16 protein-coding genes and 1 pseudogene are annotated in these 14964 nt (G+C 29.5%); 11 read left to right on the top strand and 6 right to left on the bottom strand.

Annotation, left to right across the window (positions count from 1 at the left end; all coding sequences use genetic code 11):
- Nucleotides 1-2: 2 nt before the first annotated feature.
- The 6 genes and pseudogenes from dnaK to C820_RS02210 all read left to right on the top strand — a co-directional run bounded on the left by dnaK (nt 3) and on the right by C820_RS02210 (nt 5679).
- Nucleotides 3-1835, top strand: a complete 1833-nt coding sequence (gene dnaK, locus C820_RS02225) for a molecular chaperone DnaK (RefSeq protein ID WP_004035721.1) — start codon at nt 3-5, stop codon at nt 1833-1835.
- A gap of 189 nt (nt 1836-2024) precedes the next feature.
- Complete coding sequence (dnaJ, locus tag C820_RS02220) at nt 2025-3161, top strand: molecular chaperone DnaJ (RefSeq protein ID WP_004035723.1); 1137 nt, start codon at nt 2025-2027, stop codon at nt 3159-3161.
- Between the two features lie 62 nt (nt 3162-3223).
- Nucleotides 3224-3316, top strand: a complete 93-nt coding sequence (locus C820_RS14525) for a hypothetical protein (protein WP_207635779.1) — start codon at nt 3224-3226, stop codon at nt 3314-3316.
- A pseudogene (locus tag C820_RS14520) lies at nt 3273-3587 on the top strand (flavodoxin). The gene C820_RS14525 and the pseudogene C820_RS14520 overlap by 44 nt, the downstream one beginning before the upstream one ends.
- A 201-nt stretch (nt 3588-3788) precedes the next feature.
- Nucleotides 3789-4730 (top strand): hypothetical protein, encoded by a 942-nt coding sequence (locus C820_RS02215; protein ID WP_004035724.1) that lies wholly within the window; start codon nt 3789-3791, stop codon nt 4728-4730.
- 22 nt (nt 4731-4752) lie between these two features.
- On the top strand, nt 4753-5679 hold the full coding sequence (locus C820_RS02210) for a hypothetical protein (protein ID WP_004035726.1): 927 nt from the start codon (nt 4753-4755) through the stop codon (nt 5677-5679).
- Nucleotides 5680-5732: 53 nt separating this feature from the next.
- Here C820_RS02210 and C820_RS02205 read toward each other — a convergent pair whose 3' ends face one another.
- From C820_RS02205 to C820_RS02180, 6 genes are all read right to left on the bottom strand, one after another.
- Nucleotides 5733-6704: a stalk domain-containing protein gene (locus C820_RS02205; protein ID WP_004035727.1), complete on the bottom strand. Its 972-nt coding sequence runs from the start codon at nt 6702-6704 to the stop codon at nt 5733-5735.
- Between the two features lie 94 nt (nt 6705-6798).
- Entirely contained in the window at nt 6799-7044 is a 246-nt protein-coding gene (locus tag C820_RS02200; RefSeq protein WP_004035729.1) for a hypothetical protein, read from the bottom strand.
- Nucleotides 7045-7090: 46 nt separating this feature from the next.
- Nucleotides 7091-7330, bottom strand: a complete 240-nt coding sequence (locus C820_RS02195) for a hypothetical protein (protein WP_004035731.1) — start codon at nt 7328-7330, stop codon at nt 7091-7093.
- A gap of 15 nt (nt 7331-7345) precedes the next feature.
- Complete coding sequence (gene asnS, locus C820_RS02190; RefSeq protein ID WP_004035732.1) at nt 7346-8749, bottom strand: asparagine--tRNA ligase; 1404 nt, start codon at nt 8747-8749, stop codon at nt 7346-7348.
- Nucleotides 8750-8769: 20 nt separating this feature from the next.
- Nucleotides 8770-9708: a peptide-methionine (R)-S-oxide reductase MsrB gene (msrB, locus tag C820_RS02185; protein ID WP_004035734.1), complete on the bottom strand. Its 939-nt coding sequence runs from the start codon at nt 9706-9708 to the stop codon at nt 8770-8772.
- 7 nt (nt 9709-9715) lie between these two features.
- Nucleotides 9716-10537: a carbon-nitrogen hydrolase family protein gene (locus C820_RS02180; RefSeq protein ID WP_004035736.1), complete on the bottom strand. Its 822-nt coding sequence runs from the start codon at nt 10535-10537 to the stop codon at nt 9716-9718.
- A gap of 173 nt (nt 10538-10710) precedes the next feature.
- Here C820_RS02180 and C820_RS02175 point away from each other — a divergent pair, with 173 nt between their 5' ends.
- The 5 genes from C820_RS02175 to C820_RS02155 all read left to right on the top strand — a co-directional run bounded on the left by C820_RS02175 (nt 10711) and on the right by C820_RS02155 (nt 14918).
- A complete protein-coding gene (locus tag C820_RS02175; protein WP_004035737.1) occupies nt 10711-11217 on the top strand; it encodes a hypothetical protein in 507 nt (168 codons plus the stop codon).
- 247 nt (nt 11218-11464) lie between these two features.
- Nucleotides 11465-11944 (top strand): DUF6530 family protein, encoded by a 480-nt coding sequence (locus tag C820_RS02170; RefSeq protein WP_004035739.1) that lies wholly within the window; start codon nt 11465-11467, stop codon nt 11942-11944.
- A 118-nt stretch (nt 11945-12062) separates the two neighbouring features.
- Entirely contained in the window at nt 12063-13838 is a 1776-nt protein-coding gene (locus C820_RS02165; RefSeq protein ID WP_004035740.1) for a basic secretory protein-like protein, read from the top strand.
- Between the two features lie 74 nt (nt 13839-13912).
- On the top strand, nt 13913-14257 hold the full coding sequence (locus C820_RS02160) for a GIY-YIG nuclease family protein (protein ID WP_004035741.1): 345 nt from the start codon (nt 13913-13915) through the stop codon (nt 14255-14257).
- Between the two features lie 100 nt (nt 14258-14357).
- A complete protein-coding gene (locus tag C820_RS02155; RefSeq protein ID WP_004035742.1) occupies nt 14358-14918 on the top strand; it encodes a DUF4352 domain-containing protein in 561 nt (186 codons plus the stop codon).
- Nucleotides 14919-14964 lie beyond the last annotated feature (46 nt).

The raw sequence follows: 14964 nt of genomic DNA, 5'->3' as shown, positions 1-14964 counted from the left end.
TTATGGGTAAAATTATTGGTATTGACTTAGGAACAACAAATTCATGTGTAGCAGTAATGGAAGGTGGTCAGCCTGTTGTTATTGTAAACTCTGACGGTGCAAGAACAACACCATCTGTAGTTGGTTTTGCAAAAAATGGAGAGCGTTTAGTTGGTGAAACTGCAAAACGTCAAGCAATTACAAATCCAGACAATACAATTAGTTCTATTAAAAGAGAAATGGGAAATAGCTATAAAGTGTCTATTGAAGGAAAGCAATATTCTCCACAAGAAATTTCTGCTATGGTATTGCAAAAATTAAAAGCAGATGCAGAAAGTTATTTAGGAGAAAAAGTTACTGAAGCAGTCATTACTGTACCAGCTTATTTCAATGACGCACAAAGACAAGCAACAAAAGATGCAGGTAAAATTGCAGGATTAGATGTAAAGAGAATTATAAATGAACCAACAGCGGCAGCACTTGCTTATGGTCTTGACAATGAACAAGAACAAAAAATAATGGTATATGATTTAGGTGGCGGTACATTCGACGTTTCCATTATTGAAATTGGCGATGGTGTTATAGAAGTATTGGCTACAAATGGTGATACTCGTTTAGGTGGAGATGATTTTGATAATAAAGTAATCAACTTCTTAATAGAGGAATTTAAAAGAGTAGAAAATATGGATTTGAGCAAAGATAAAATGGCTATGCAGAGATTGAAAGAAGCAGCAGAAAAAGCAAAAAAAGAACTTTCAACAACAACAACAACAAATATCAATCTGCCATTTATCACAATGAACCAAGATGGCCCAAAACATTTAGATGTGACACTGTCTAGAGCAAAATTTGATGAATTAACAAGTGATTTAGTAGATAGAACAATGACACCTGTACGTCAAGCATTATCTGATGCAGATTTGACAGCAAGTGATATTGATAAAGTATTGTTAGTAGGTGGTTCTACAAGAATACCAGCAGTACAAGATGCAGTAAAGAAATTTACAGGAAAAGACCCATTCAAAGGCATTAACCCAGACGAATGTGTTGCAGTAGGTGCATCAATACAAGGTGGTAAACTTTCTGGAGAACAAGGTGCAGGAAGTGTATTATTGTTAGACGTAACACCACTTTCACTTGGTATTGAAACATTAGGTGGTGTTGCTACAAAATTGATTGATAGAAATACAACTATACCAACAAGTAAAAAACAAATATTCTCTACAGCAGAAGATAATCAAACAGCGGTAGATATTCACGTTGTACAAGGAGAAAGACAATTAGCAAGAGATAACAAGACATTAGGACAATTTAAATTAGATGGCATTGCTCCTGCAAGACGTGGCGTACCACAAATTGAAGTTGCATTTGATATTGATGCAAATGGTATTGTAAATGTATCTGCCAAAGATTTAGGTACAGGAAAAGAACAAAAAATTACAATTACTGCTGGTTCTAATTTGAGTGATGAAGAAATTGAAAAAGCAGTAAAAGAAGCAGAACAATTTGCAGAAGAAGATAGAAAGAGAAAAGAAGCTATTGATGCAAAAAATGAAGCTGACTCTTTAATATTCCAAACAGAAAAAGCATTAGCTGATTTAGAAGGTAAAATTGATGATGCAGAAAAGAGTAGTGTAGAAGGTGCATTAAATCAATTAAAAGATGCAGTAAAAGACTTAGAACCTGCTACTATGACAGAAAGTGATGTTTCAAATATAAAATCAGCTACAGAAACATTAAAACAAGAATTTTATAAAATTTCTGAAAAATTGTATCAAGCAGCAGGTGCAGCAAATGCAGAAGGTGCAGCACCACAAGATGATAATGTAGTTGACGGAGAAGGAAAAGAACTGTAATATAGAAAATGCTATGCGTATAACATTGAGAAAATAGACACAAAAGTAGACAAAAAAGTAACCTTGGGAATATTTCCCAAACAAATGCAATACTTTTTAGTATATTTGAATACTAAATAGGTGTTGATGTGGTTTGGAAGTTCTCAAGGTTTTAACTTGTAGAAAGAAAGGTTTTAGGTGGTGAAGCAAGTGGCTGACAAACGTGATTATTACGAAGTGTTGGGTGTAAGTAAAGGTGCAAGTGATGACGAAATTAAAAAAGCATATCGTAAATTAGCAAAAAAATATCACCCAGATGCAAATCCTGGCAATAAAGAAGCAGAAGAAAAATTCAAAGAATTGGGAGAAGCTTATGAAATATTGAGTGACCCACAGAAAAAAGCACAATATGACCAGTTTGGTCATGCGGCATTTGACCCAAGTAGTGGTATGGGTGGCGGTGGATTTTACAGCAGTAGCTTTGATATGGGAGATATTGGTGATATTTTCAGTATGTTTGGCTTTGGCGGTGGTGGTAGTACTAGAAGAAGTGGCCCAAGACGAGGAAATGACATTCATATCAATATGCAGATTTCATTTTCAGAGTCTATATTTGGAGGCACAAAAGAGATTTCTGTACCAGTAACAGATGAATGTGATACTTGTCATGGAACAGGTGCAAAACCAGGCACACATGCAGAAACTTGTAAAAGATGTAATGGTACTGGACAAGAAAGAGTAACACAGCAATCCCTTTTTGGTGCTATGACATCTGTTAGAACTTGTTCTGCTTGTGGAGGTACAGGAAAACAAATCAAAGACCCTTGCACAAGTTGTAGAGGGGCTGGAAAAGTAAGAAAAACAAAAACATTTGAAATCAAAATACCAGCAGGTATTGACAGTGGCCAAACAATTCGCTTAAGTGGTAAAGGAGATATTGGAGAAAAAGGTGGCGGATATGGTGACCTTCTTGTTACAATTTATGTAGAGTCTGATAAAGTATTTAAAAGAAAAGGATTAAATTTATATTGTGATGTATCTATTTCATTTATACAGGCTGCATTAGGCGATGAAATTAGTATTAAAACAATGTATGGTGAACAAAAATATAACATAAAAGCAGGTACACAACCTGAAACAGTAATTACATTAAAAGGAGCAGGTGCTCCAAAATTGAGAAATGAAAAATCAAAAGGAGATTTAGTTGTAACACTTAAAGTGCAAATACCAACTTCTTTAACAGACAGACAAAAACAATTATTGAAAGAGTTTTATGGTGATGGAGATGTTTCAAAAGAACATCAAGAGGAAAAGAAAAAAAGTATTTTTGAAAAATTTAAAAAATAAAATCAAAAGGAATATTTAGTATGTCAAAAATATTAGTAGCATATTTTTGAGCAAGTGGTGTTATAAAAACAGTTGCAGAAACATTATCAAAAGTGACAAATACTGATTTATATGAAATTAAGCCAAAAACTTGCATATATTTCTGCAAACATTGATTGGATAAATAATAAAAGCCGTAGTTCTATAAAAATGAATAATAGTGCTTTTCGTCCTCCTATAGTAAAAGGTACACTAAATATAACACAATATGATACTATATTTATTGGTTTTCCTGTGTAGTGGTATATTGTTCCAACGATTATAAATACATTTATAGAAACATATGATTTGACTGGTAAAATAATAATTCCTTTTGCAGCATCTGGCAGCAGCGATATTGAAAACTGCGAAAAAGATTTAAAAAAGCAATATTCTCAGCTTCATTAGAAAAAAGGTAAATTATTAAATGGTAGCCAAACAAAACAATCACTTTCTCAGTGGATTGCTGAATGCAATTTATAATTCCCCTTTGTCCCTTTATCGAATAAAAAATCCCTTTGCATAACAAAGGGATTTTTTATTTGTACTTTAATAATATATATGCTAAAATGACTATAGTTACTTTGTTATGTGAATAGGGGGATTGCTATGAAAAAACAAAATTTATTATTTTCACTTTATACCATTTTAGTATCATTTTTTATTATTTCCTGTAATACTGTTGAAAACACTGAAAAAATTTTAAAAATAGAATATACAGATATTACAGCATATATTAATGGCATACCAATACCATCTTATAATATAAACGGGAATACTGCTATTGTTGCTGAAGATTTGAACGAATATGGTTTTGAAGTGTTTTATTATACTGACCCCGAAACTTCTAATACTTCTTTAGAAATTTATTATGACGGTAGTTGGAAAGAGGTTACAGCAGATGGCATATTACTGGAAAATACTTTTGTATCTGAAGAAGTATCTCCTTCTGGCATTATTACACACATCAATAATATGTATAGCCATGAAATTAACTCTTATAATGTCAATGGAAAAATACTTATTTTTATAGATGACCTTGCTATTTATGGTGATGTAAAATGGTACGCTGACCAAAGAAAAATTTGTTTTGATTATACACCTGATTGGGAAATTACTTTAGAAGATGACCATAAAGGAGATACTTCAAAAGAAATTTTGGATTTTACTATAAAAGCAAATAAAAATAGCAATGGAACATTTGACAGCACTGGAGAAAACAGAAATTACATATCAGATATTAGGCTCAGCTGGGATAAAGAACAAGGATTATACATTCGTTTTTCTCTTTATCAAAGAGTTTTATCTCAAACAACTGAACTTGGTCGTATGTTATATGACATTGTAACAATAGACAAAGAAGGTGAAATTAGATATCCAAATGCTGATATAGCAAATCAACATGTTACAATATATGTTAATGGTGAAAAAATAAATATTAAATCTGTAGGAGAAGGGCTAGGAAATGGCCATCATGATTATTATTTATATTTGGATACCGATATAAAAAATAAAGAAAATATACAATCGTTTGAAATAACATACAAATAATTTACTAGAAAGGGATATATTTATGAGAAAAAAACATATATTATTGTTATTTATATTTTGTAGTGCATTTATTTCATTTCATACAATTAGCTATGCTACTACAAAAGTGGTAGAAAAAGCAGTATATACAGATATTGTTGCTTATGTAAATGGAAAAGCAATACCTTCTTACAACATTAACGGGTATACAGGTATTGTTGCTGAAGATTTGGAAAAGTATGGTTTTGATGTAGACTATAGTGAATGGCTGCGTCAATTAGTAATAGAATATAATGAAACAAAAAAAATTACAGCTGATTATGTGCCACAAAAAACTAATAAAACAATAGGCACTTTTTTTAAAAACATCTATCAAACAGATATTATAACATGTTTTGAAGGACAGAAAGTTCCTTCTTATAATATTGGTGGTAAAACAATTATATTGATGGATTATTTAGAATATTTTGGTGATGTTGTATGGTATCCAGAGGAAAGAAAAATATGTTTTGATTATGTTCCAGATTGGAGAATAGATATTAAAACGGAATATGACCAAAATAGAACAGAAGTTATTTCAAGTTTTACAATAGAATTGATTAAAAATAAATTGGGAGAATTTGAAATATCAGGAGAAAATTATCAATATTTAAGTAATATTTCTATGTATGGCTCAAAGGATGGTAAAACTTATTTAGACTTGGCTATTTATCAAAATGTTATGGAATATACGTCAGAACTGATGGCACTATTAAATAAAATGTATACTATTAATATTGACAATCATGTGATAGCACAAAATGCTGATTTTGCAAAAGAACATATGCAAATTTATGTAGATGATGAAAAAATGAATATTATAGATGTGCAGGAAGGTATGGGAAATGGACATCAGGATTATTATTTTGTAATGGACAATAAAATAAGAAGTTTAGATAATGTACAAACAATTAAAATAATATGTAAATAATAATATACCCCCTCATTACTTTGAGGGGGAGTGCTTCTTTAATATAATAGTTTTTATGGTAATATATTTTCGCTCACATAAATTTTAGATTTTATTAATTCAGGAGCTTTTTCTGCTTGTAATACTTCTGTTCCTTTTTTATATTCTTTTTGTCCTACTACAATTTCTATTGTTACGTCATCTTTTTGTAATAACACTGGCTTATCGTTTGCTGCCCATGTTACAGTAAAGCCTTTATTTTCTGCAATTTCTCTCAAAGGTACAAAATTTACTGCATTTGATGTTGGTTCTGTTTGTTCTTCTTTTTCTCCCATTTCCTGTTGCTGTATTGTGTCAATAATTTCTTCTTCCTTTTCTTCTTCTATTTCTTGCTTATCTAATATCATTACAAATACAGGATTTGTTTGTGCTGGTATACTTCTTGTTGTTATACCATATACTACAAGACAGTCTTGATTTTTTACATCATCTTGTGTAAATAATTTTTTGCTACCTGCCATATCTACAATTTTTGTTTCTTCTGAAATATTTAATTGTAGCATTGCTGGAGTATCTTCGCTTATCAATTCTTCATTAAAATATCCTGTTGCTGCAAAATTTTGTTCTCCTACTACCAATACTACTGCATTTGTTATAGGGGGCAGGCTCATTGTCATAGGGGAATTTTTTGCTACAATAGCAGTAATATTCATGTCACTTTTTAATTCATCAAATGTCATAAAATTGCCGTTTTCACTATTTACAATAAAAGCATTTTCATTTACAGTATATACTATACCAAATTCATCATCTGGTAGTGCAACAGAAATTGTATAATAGTCTTTTTCTTTTTCTATTGATTTTATTGTTCCACTTTTGGTCATGTATTGGCTTTCCATTTTTGCATCGCTTTGTTCTAATTCTTTCATTTCTGGTAATTCCTTTACTAATGGTAATTTCTGCTGTACCTCATCTGCAAATATCGTCATTGTACTTACTGTAGAAAAAGCAATCATTGTCGCAAGTATTGCACACATTTTTTTCATAATATTTTCCTCCTAAATATACATCATTTATTGTTTTCTATAATATAAGACGATAGGCTTTTTTGATTTGTTCCACAAAATATTATTTTTTTAATTATTTTATTTTTTTTATTTCTTCCAGTAAGACATTTATTTTTTTTATTATAATGTAAGTGTAAGTAACAATAAGTGATGCAATAAGTGCTATTCCTGTATAAGAAGGCATATGATAAGACAGTTCATAGCTATCTCTGCCTATTATTAACAAAAAACCTATGCCACATAAAATATATTGGTTAAACAAATAAAATGCAAAAAAGGACAAAATTGCTAATAATATTACTTTTGTATTAGTTTTCATATTTTTCCCCCAAAGCATTACAAAGTATCAAAACTGTTCAAAAAATTTATAATACAAAATCTACTCCCAGCATATTAATAGCAATATCTACCATTTCTGTTACCATAGCATAAGTTTCTTCATCTGATTGTAAACGTTCCATTGTTTCTTCATCACCTTCAAAGCTACAAATTAACTGTTCCTCTACATCATAAAAGTCTGCTCTCCATTCATCTGTTCTATCTTTATATTTTTTTAAGTGATACCATATTTCGTTTATTCCACTAATAACATATTTATCAATCATAGTATTTTCCTCCTTTTAATATTCTGCATTGTGTACTGTTCTGGGATAAGGTATAACATCTCTAATATTGCTCATACCTGTCAAATACATTACAGCTCTTTCAAAGCCTAATCCAAAACCAGAGTGGCGTGTGCTACCGTATCTTCTTAAATCAACATACCACCAATAATCTTCTTTTTTCATAGATAATTCATTCATTCTTTTTTCTAATTTGTCTAATCTTTCCTCTCTTTGGCTTCCTCCTATAATTTCTCCTATATTAGGAACAAGTAAATCCATAGCTGCAACTGTTTTGTTGTCATCATTAATTCTCATATAAAATGCTTTAATGTCTTTAGGATAATCTGTTACAAAAACAGGTTTTTGAAATATTTCTTCTGTTAAATATCTTTCGTGTTCTGTTTGCAAATCTATACCCCATTTTACAGGATATACAAATCTGTTTTGTACTTTTTCTAATATGGTAATGGCTTGTGTATAAGTTATTCTTTCAAAATCAGAACAAACAATGTTTTCTAATCTTTTTAGAAGTCCTTTATCTATAAATTCATTAAAAAATGCCATTTCTTCTGGTGCATTTTCTAATATAAATGATATAATATATTTTAACATTTCTTCTGCTACTTCCATATTATCTTCTAAATCTGCAAAAGCCATTTCAGGCTCTACCATCCAAAATTCTGCAGCGTGACGTGCAGTATTAGAATTTTCTGCTCTAAATGTTGGGCCAAATGTATAAATATTGCGGAAAGCCATAGCAAACGTTTCTCCTGAAAGCTGACCACTTACTGTTAAATTAGTTTGTTTACCAAAAAAGTCTTTTGTAAAATCAATATCACCATTTTCTGTAACAGGTATATTTTGAAATTCTTTTAATGGTAATGTTGTAACAGAAAACATTTCTCCTGCTCCTTCGCAGTCACTTCCTGTAATAATAGGTGTATGCACATATACAAACCCTTTTTGTTGAAAAAATGTGTGTATAGCATAAGCAATTAAACTCCTTACTCTAAATACCGCTGAAAATGTATTTGTTCTGGGACGTAAATAAGCGATTTTTCTTAAATATTCAAAAGAATGCCTTTTTTTCTGCAAAGGATAAGAATTGTCACAGCTTCCCTCTAATAATATTTGTTTTGCTTTTAATTCAAAAGGCTGTTTTGCATGAGGTGTTTCTTCCAGAATACCTTTTATAATTACAGCTGTTCCTACATTCCATTTTATTACATCAGCATAATTACTAAGTTGATTTTGTTCTAGCACTATTTGCATATTTTTAAAAAAAGTACCATCATTTAATTCTAAAAATCCGAATGTTTTGGAACTCCTTGTTGTTTTTATCCAGCCTGCTACAGTAATTTCTTTTTGTGCATATTGTTTTTGATTTTTGTAAATCTCTTTTATCTGTATAAAATGCAATGTTATCACTTCTTTCTTAATTACAAAAATTTTAAAAATTCTCCATATCCTTGTTTTTTCATATCTTCTTTTGGTATAAAATGTAGTGCAGCACTGTTAATACAATATCTTAAGCCATATTTTTCTTCAAAAACGTGACCTAAATGTGCATTACCACATCTACTTCTGACTTCTGTTCTTATCATATTATGACTTAAATCGTCATATTCTAAAATAGTATTGGGGTCTATGGCTTTTGTAAAACTTGGCCAACCACAACCAGATTGAAATTTATCTTTAGAACTAAAAAGAGGCTCTCCTGTAGTAATGTCTACATAGATACCCTCTTTTTCCATATCATAGTAACTATTCTGAAAAGGAGGTTCTGTTTCGTTTTGCTGTGTTACTGCATATTGCAAAGGAGTTAACATTTCTTTCAATGTTTCGTTATCTGGTTTTATATATTTTGTTTCATCTACAATACGATTTTTTTGTTTCATTATTTTTTCAATATTGATATGACAATATCCATTAGGATTTTTATTCAAATAATTTTGATGATATTCTTCTGCTTTACAAAAATGTTTTAAGGGCAGATTTTCCACTACAACAGGTTTTTGATACTGTTTTTGTAATTCTTTTAAAGATTGTGCTATTACTTCTTTTTGACTTTGTTCTATATAATAAACGCCTGTTCTATATTGTATGCCTACGTCCATACCTTGTCTGTAGTGACAAGTAGGGTCTATTGTTCTATAAAAATCTTCTAGTAACTGCAAAAGTGATATTTTGTCACTGTCAAAAATAACTTCTACTGTTTCAGCATGACCACTGCCATTACATACTGCTTCATAACTAGTATATTCTTCATCACCATTTGCATAGCCTACTGTAGTATCTAAAACACCATCTAATAACTGCATATATTTTTGCGTTCCCCAAAAACAACCACCTGCTAAATATATTTTTTGTTTATTCATAAATATATCACTCTTTTCTTTTTAATGTATAAATATCATTTCTCCTATGTGCTAATATAGGTAATTGTTGTCTGACTTTATTGATTTCATTCAAATCTATATCACAAAAAGCAATTTCTTCTTTTTCAGATAATCGTGTAAGCACTTTTCCCCAAGGAGATACCACTATAGAATTACCATAAGAAATATATGTGCTATGTTGTTGTCTAGCTGGTGCGACACCTATGGTATATACTTGATTATCTAATGCTCTTGTACGAAATAATATTTCCCAATGTGCTGGGCCTGTTGTCATATTAAAAGCAGCTGGCACAATAATGATATTTGCTCCTTCTAGTGCCATAATGCGAGATAATTCTGTAAAACGAATGTCGTAACAAATACAAATACCCATTTTACCAAATTCAGTATCAAATACAGTAATTTCATTTCCTGCTGTTAATGTATCAGATTCTTTAAAATATTGTCCTCCTGCCACATTAATATCAAATAAGTGCATTTTTCTATGCTTTGCTATTTGCTTTCCTTCTCTATCAAAAACATAACAAGTATTATAAACTACTCCATTTTCTCCTTTTTCTGGCATAGAACCACCAACAATATACATATGGAGTTTTTTAGCTGTTTGAGAAAGTGCTTGCCATACTGTACTGCCTGGAAATTCTGCATATAAAGGAAAGTTTTCTGTAGCATAAGGACAACAAAACATTTCTGGCAATATTGCAATATCAGCACACTCTTTTTTACTTTGTTCTAATAAAGAAATTGCTTTTTCTATATTTTGTTGTTTACTCTCAGAAACGGACATCTGTAATAATGCTGTTTTCATATTCACACCACCGTTTATTTTTGTTTATATTATTTTTTCATTATAGCATAATACAATATATAGCAAAAGTAGATATTTTTAAGTATATTATTTTTCATTTTAAAAACATACCATTTGTATTTTGATAAAAATAATGTTATGCTAATAAAAACAATAGAAAGGGAGAAATTGTTATGTTTCGATTACAATGCAGCATTTATCATTTGAACTATGAAGCTGCTTTTTCTTTTTTACTTCAAAAAATGATGTCGCATACAAACACTGTGTTACAACCTTTTTTAAAAAGTATTTCTATGTGTATAAAAGAAATTACAGATACTGTTACTACAACAGTTTCTCAATATGACATACAAAATGCTATTGTGTATTTTGTTAATGAATATCATAATAAATTAAGTCATTCTATAGAAAAAGCAGCTTCAAAAAAGGGATTTACTATAGAAGTAGCTTCTCTTTCTGCTTCACTAGACCAAAATACAGAAGAAATTTTATTTTATATGGAATTTCAAGTGATTTCTTATCCTATTAAAATAATGACACCTATTTTATCCGATAAATTGTTTTCTCGTTTGTTTCATATTAAATATTTTACAGAAGCCTTGTTTTCATTAGCAGAAAATATTTTTCAGACACAATGTAATTTTGCAGAAATCAAAAATTTGCATATTGAAGTAATATAATGGCATATAAAAGGACACAGCAAAGTATTCACTTTGCTGTGTCCTTTTGAAAAATTGTAGGGTTTTGTGTTGGGTAATTGTCTTTTCAGACATTATTATTTTGCCATAAAAGTGATAAAAAAGCAATTAATAAAATGTTAAGAACGTTTATATTAATAAAAATTTATTATTGACAACAGTAAAAGGATATGTTAATGTTTTAGTAATTTAGTAATTTAGTAATTTAGTAAAAATAAGGAGGACAAATATGAAAATACCTGCAAATTTAAAACATAAACCTGTTGTTATTTCTGAAAATTATGAAAATATAGATGGAAGATATGCCTATCATTCTGACGCAAAAGGACTTTCACTTGGTCTTGCACAATGGAATGACAGGGGAAAAGTAGATATTTCTGCAAAAGTATGGCGTCATACAGGAGGAAAATGGTCACGCCAATCAGAAGAACTTCCTATACATAGAGTACTTGACTTAGCAATATTGATTTGTGAAAGCAAATTATATTTTCGTGAAGCATATCGCTATGAGAATTTTTACGACAAACAAAATCCTTCTATTGCTAGAGTTGGATTGCAAGGAGATGCCATGACAGTAGAGTTTTGTACAGAAAATAATATGCTAGAAGAAGATATAAAACTTTTTATGAATACATTAAGTCAAGATGATGAATTGATAGGAGAGCGTTTAAAAGTATTAAGTTCTAAACTAAAAGAGATGGGATATTAAAAATCATAAACATTCCCTTGCTATTTTAATCAAATATGATATTATTATGGTAGTATTTTTCATATACTATTTTGTGTAAAAAATATATTTGATTTTATGATTGGGGGGGAATTTTTCTATGAGTAAGTCAGTAAAAGTATGTCTTTGTATCACTCTAGTATTGTTTATGATAGGAAATATAAGTAATTTTGTTTTACTTTATCATATCATTTTTGAAACAGAACAAAAAAATACACAACAACAATTGCTATTAAATACAGAACAAATTGATGATATGCTAAATTCTACTACAAACTTGAGTAGTGGTAGTAGATACTATTTTTCTTTTACCGATGTACCGAAATGTATTATAAAAGATGATTATGCTATATTAAATAAGGAGCAAAAACAATACATAGAACAAATTTTTAATAACTATTTTAGTGAAATATGGAATAAGTATGGATATAGTACTGATATGCCTGTTGTTACATTTTTAATAGGTTCTGATATGATTGATGATAATACTTTTGGTATGACACTTGGAAATAATGCAATTATTTTAAGAGAAGATATATTTGAATATAGCGAAGAAGAAGTAGAAAATGTAATACTACATGAATTGGTACATATTGCACAGGATTACTATAATATTCATTGTTTTTTCTGGCTTTGTGAAGGTATGGCAGAATATATTACTTCTGAGTATTCAAGTTATGGATATTCTTTTATTCCTAAACAATATATAGAAGGAGAACTTTATGATGGCTATGAAGTTGCTGCAGGTTTTTTAATGTGGATTGAAAATCAAAAGGTAGAAGGTACTGTTATGAAACTTCATAGAATTTGCCAACAGGGTAATATGGAATATCAAACATTTGAAGCATTAACAGGGCAATCACTTTCTGATTTGTGGAAGGAATATTCTGGACAAAATTTGCCTTCTATGGAACAATATTTGCTTAACTATTCCAATGAAAATTATTTTAGAATAGCTAATTATTATTATTTTGGTTATGATAATGAAGTAAATTATCAAAAGGCTTGGGAATACTATCAAAAAGCTACTGAACAGAATGATGGAAATACTGCTGACGCCTATATTATGCTTGCTGATATGGCACAAAATCATATTATTGAAAATGTAGAAATACAAAAAATAATTGAATATTATGAAAATGTGATTGATTTTGAAAAGAAAAATGACATTATTACATCAAAAACCTCTCTTGCTTTGGCAAGATTAGGTGATATTTATTTGGAGAAAGAAGATATACAAGCAATTACATGGTATGAAAAAGCTGCTGAAATGGGTAGTGTATATGCTAAAAGTATATTAGGTGACATTTATTATGAGGGTATACTTACTAAAAAAGATACACAAAAGGCTTATTGTTATTATTTAGAGGTAGTAGAAAGTAATATTGATATACAAGAGGGCAAAGTATATGCTATGGAAGCGATTGCTGATATATTTTTAGAAAATGAAGATATACAAGCGATTGCTTGGTATGAAAAAGCTGCTCCTTATGATATTTATGCTCAAATAAAACTAGGTGATATTTATTTTGAAGGTACACTTACTAAAAGAGATACACAAAAGGCTTATTCCTATTATATAGATGTGATAGAAAGTGGTACAGTTATATCCGAAAATAAAGCAGCATACATTATGGAAACAATAGCAGATATTTGTTTAGAAAATAAAGATGAACAAGCAGTTATATGGTATGAAAAAGCCGCTCCTTATGACTCCTATGCTCAAGTTAAATTAGGAGAAATATATTATTATGGTACTTTTGGAAAAAAAGATATACAAAAAGCACGTTATTATTTTACACAAGTTGCAGAAAATATAGAAACAATGCAATCAAATAGAGAATATGCAATAGAAATGTTAGATATTATAGATTAAAAATATTTTACATTATAAAGAAACTATATAAATAATAAATAAAAAACAATACCAAAAAAAAGAGGTGAATAATTATGGAAACATTACAAAAAAAAGAAATTAAAAAAGCATATCAACAAAAAAAGATAATAGGAGGCATTTATGCTATACAAAATACAAAAACAGATAAATGGTTTGTAAAAGAAAGTCATAATTTAGAGGCTTCTAAAAATCTTTTTGATTTTTCTAAAAAAATAAACGATTGTACTGAACAAAAATTAAAACAAGATTGGTTACAATATGGTAGTGATTATTTTTGTTTTATTGTACTAGAAGAATTGGAAAAAGGAGAAGAACAAACTAGAAAATCATTTCAAGAAGATTTAAAAGAACTCCTTCAAATTTGGCTAGAAAAATTGTCTGAAAAAATATTATATTAAGTAGATAAAATAGAAAAACATATTTGACTGTTTTAAATTTTCACTTTATAATAAATTTGAATATTTTGTTTTTATGTATAAATGTGAAGAGGGAAAAAGCATGAGAAAAATTTTAGTAATAACAGTAGCAGTTTTTATTTGTATAATTACTATGGGGTGTAGCAGCATAAAGCAAAAAGCAAAAGAAGTTGCTATAGATTGGAAAGCAGATGGCAGAGAATATGGAAAAGAAACAGCATATACTATAGAGGATACTGTTCAAACAGCATTTTTTAAAGTAAAAGTAAATAGTGTTACAACACAAGATGAGATACAAGGAAAAAATGATGAGTATGTACCTCAAGATGTTGCACATCAGTTTATTGTAGTAAATATAACAGTAGAAAATACTTATGATGATTTTGATAGTATTACAATGTTCTGTGATGATTTTGAATTAACTTGGGAACAGTTGCAAGGAGAAACAACTTTTCCAGAATATCAAATGAATGAGGAACAGTTACCAGATAGTTATGAATTAAAATATGGAGAGAGCAAAACAGGAAATTTAGTATTTATTACGCCCAGAAATATAAAAGATTATCGCATGAAATATTATGAAATATGGGACGATAATTTTATAGGAAATACTTATTATATAGATTTTTCTGTAACGGAATAAATGCGAATAATATCATAATAAAAACAAAGCAGGGAAAAAGTACCTG

It is taken from the genome of Clostridium sp. MD294, from assembly GCF_000364165.2.
Lineage (GTDB): Bacteria > Bacillota > Clostridia > Lachnospirales > Anaerotignaceae > Coprocola.
Note: the sequence above shows the minus strand (reverse complement) of the source record. Positions and strands in the feature narration are given on the sequence as shown.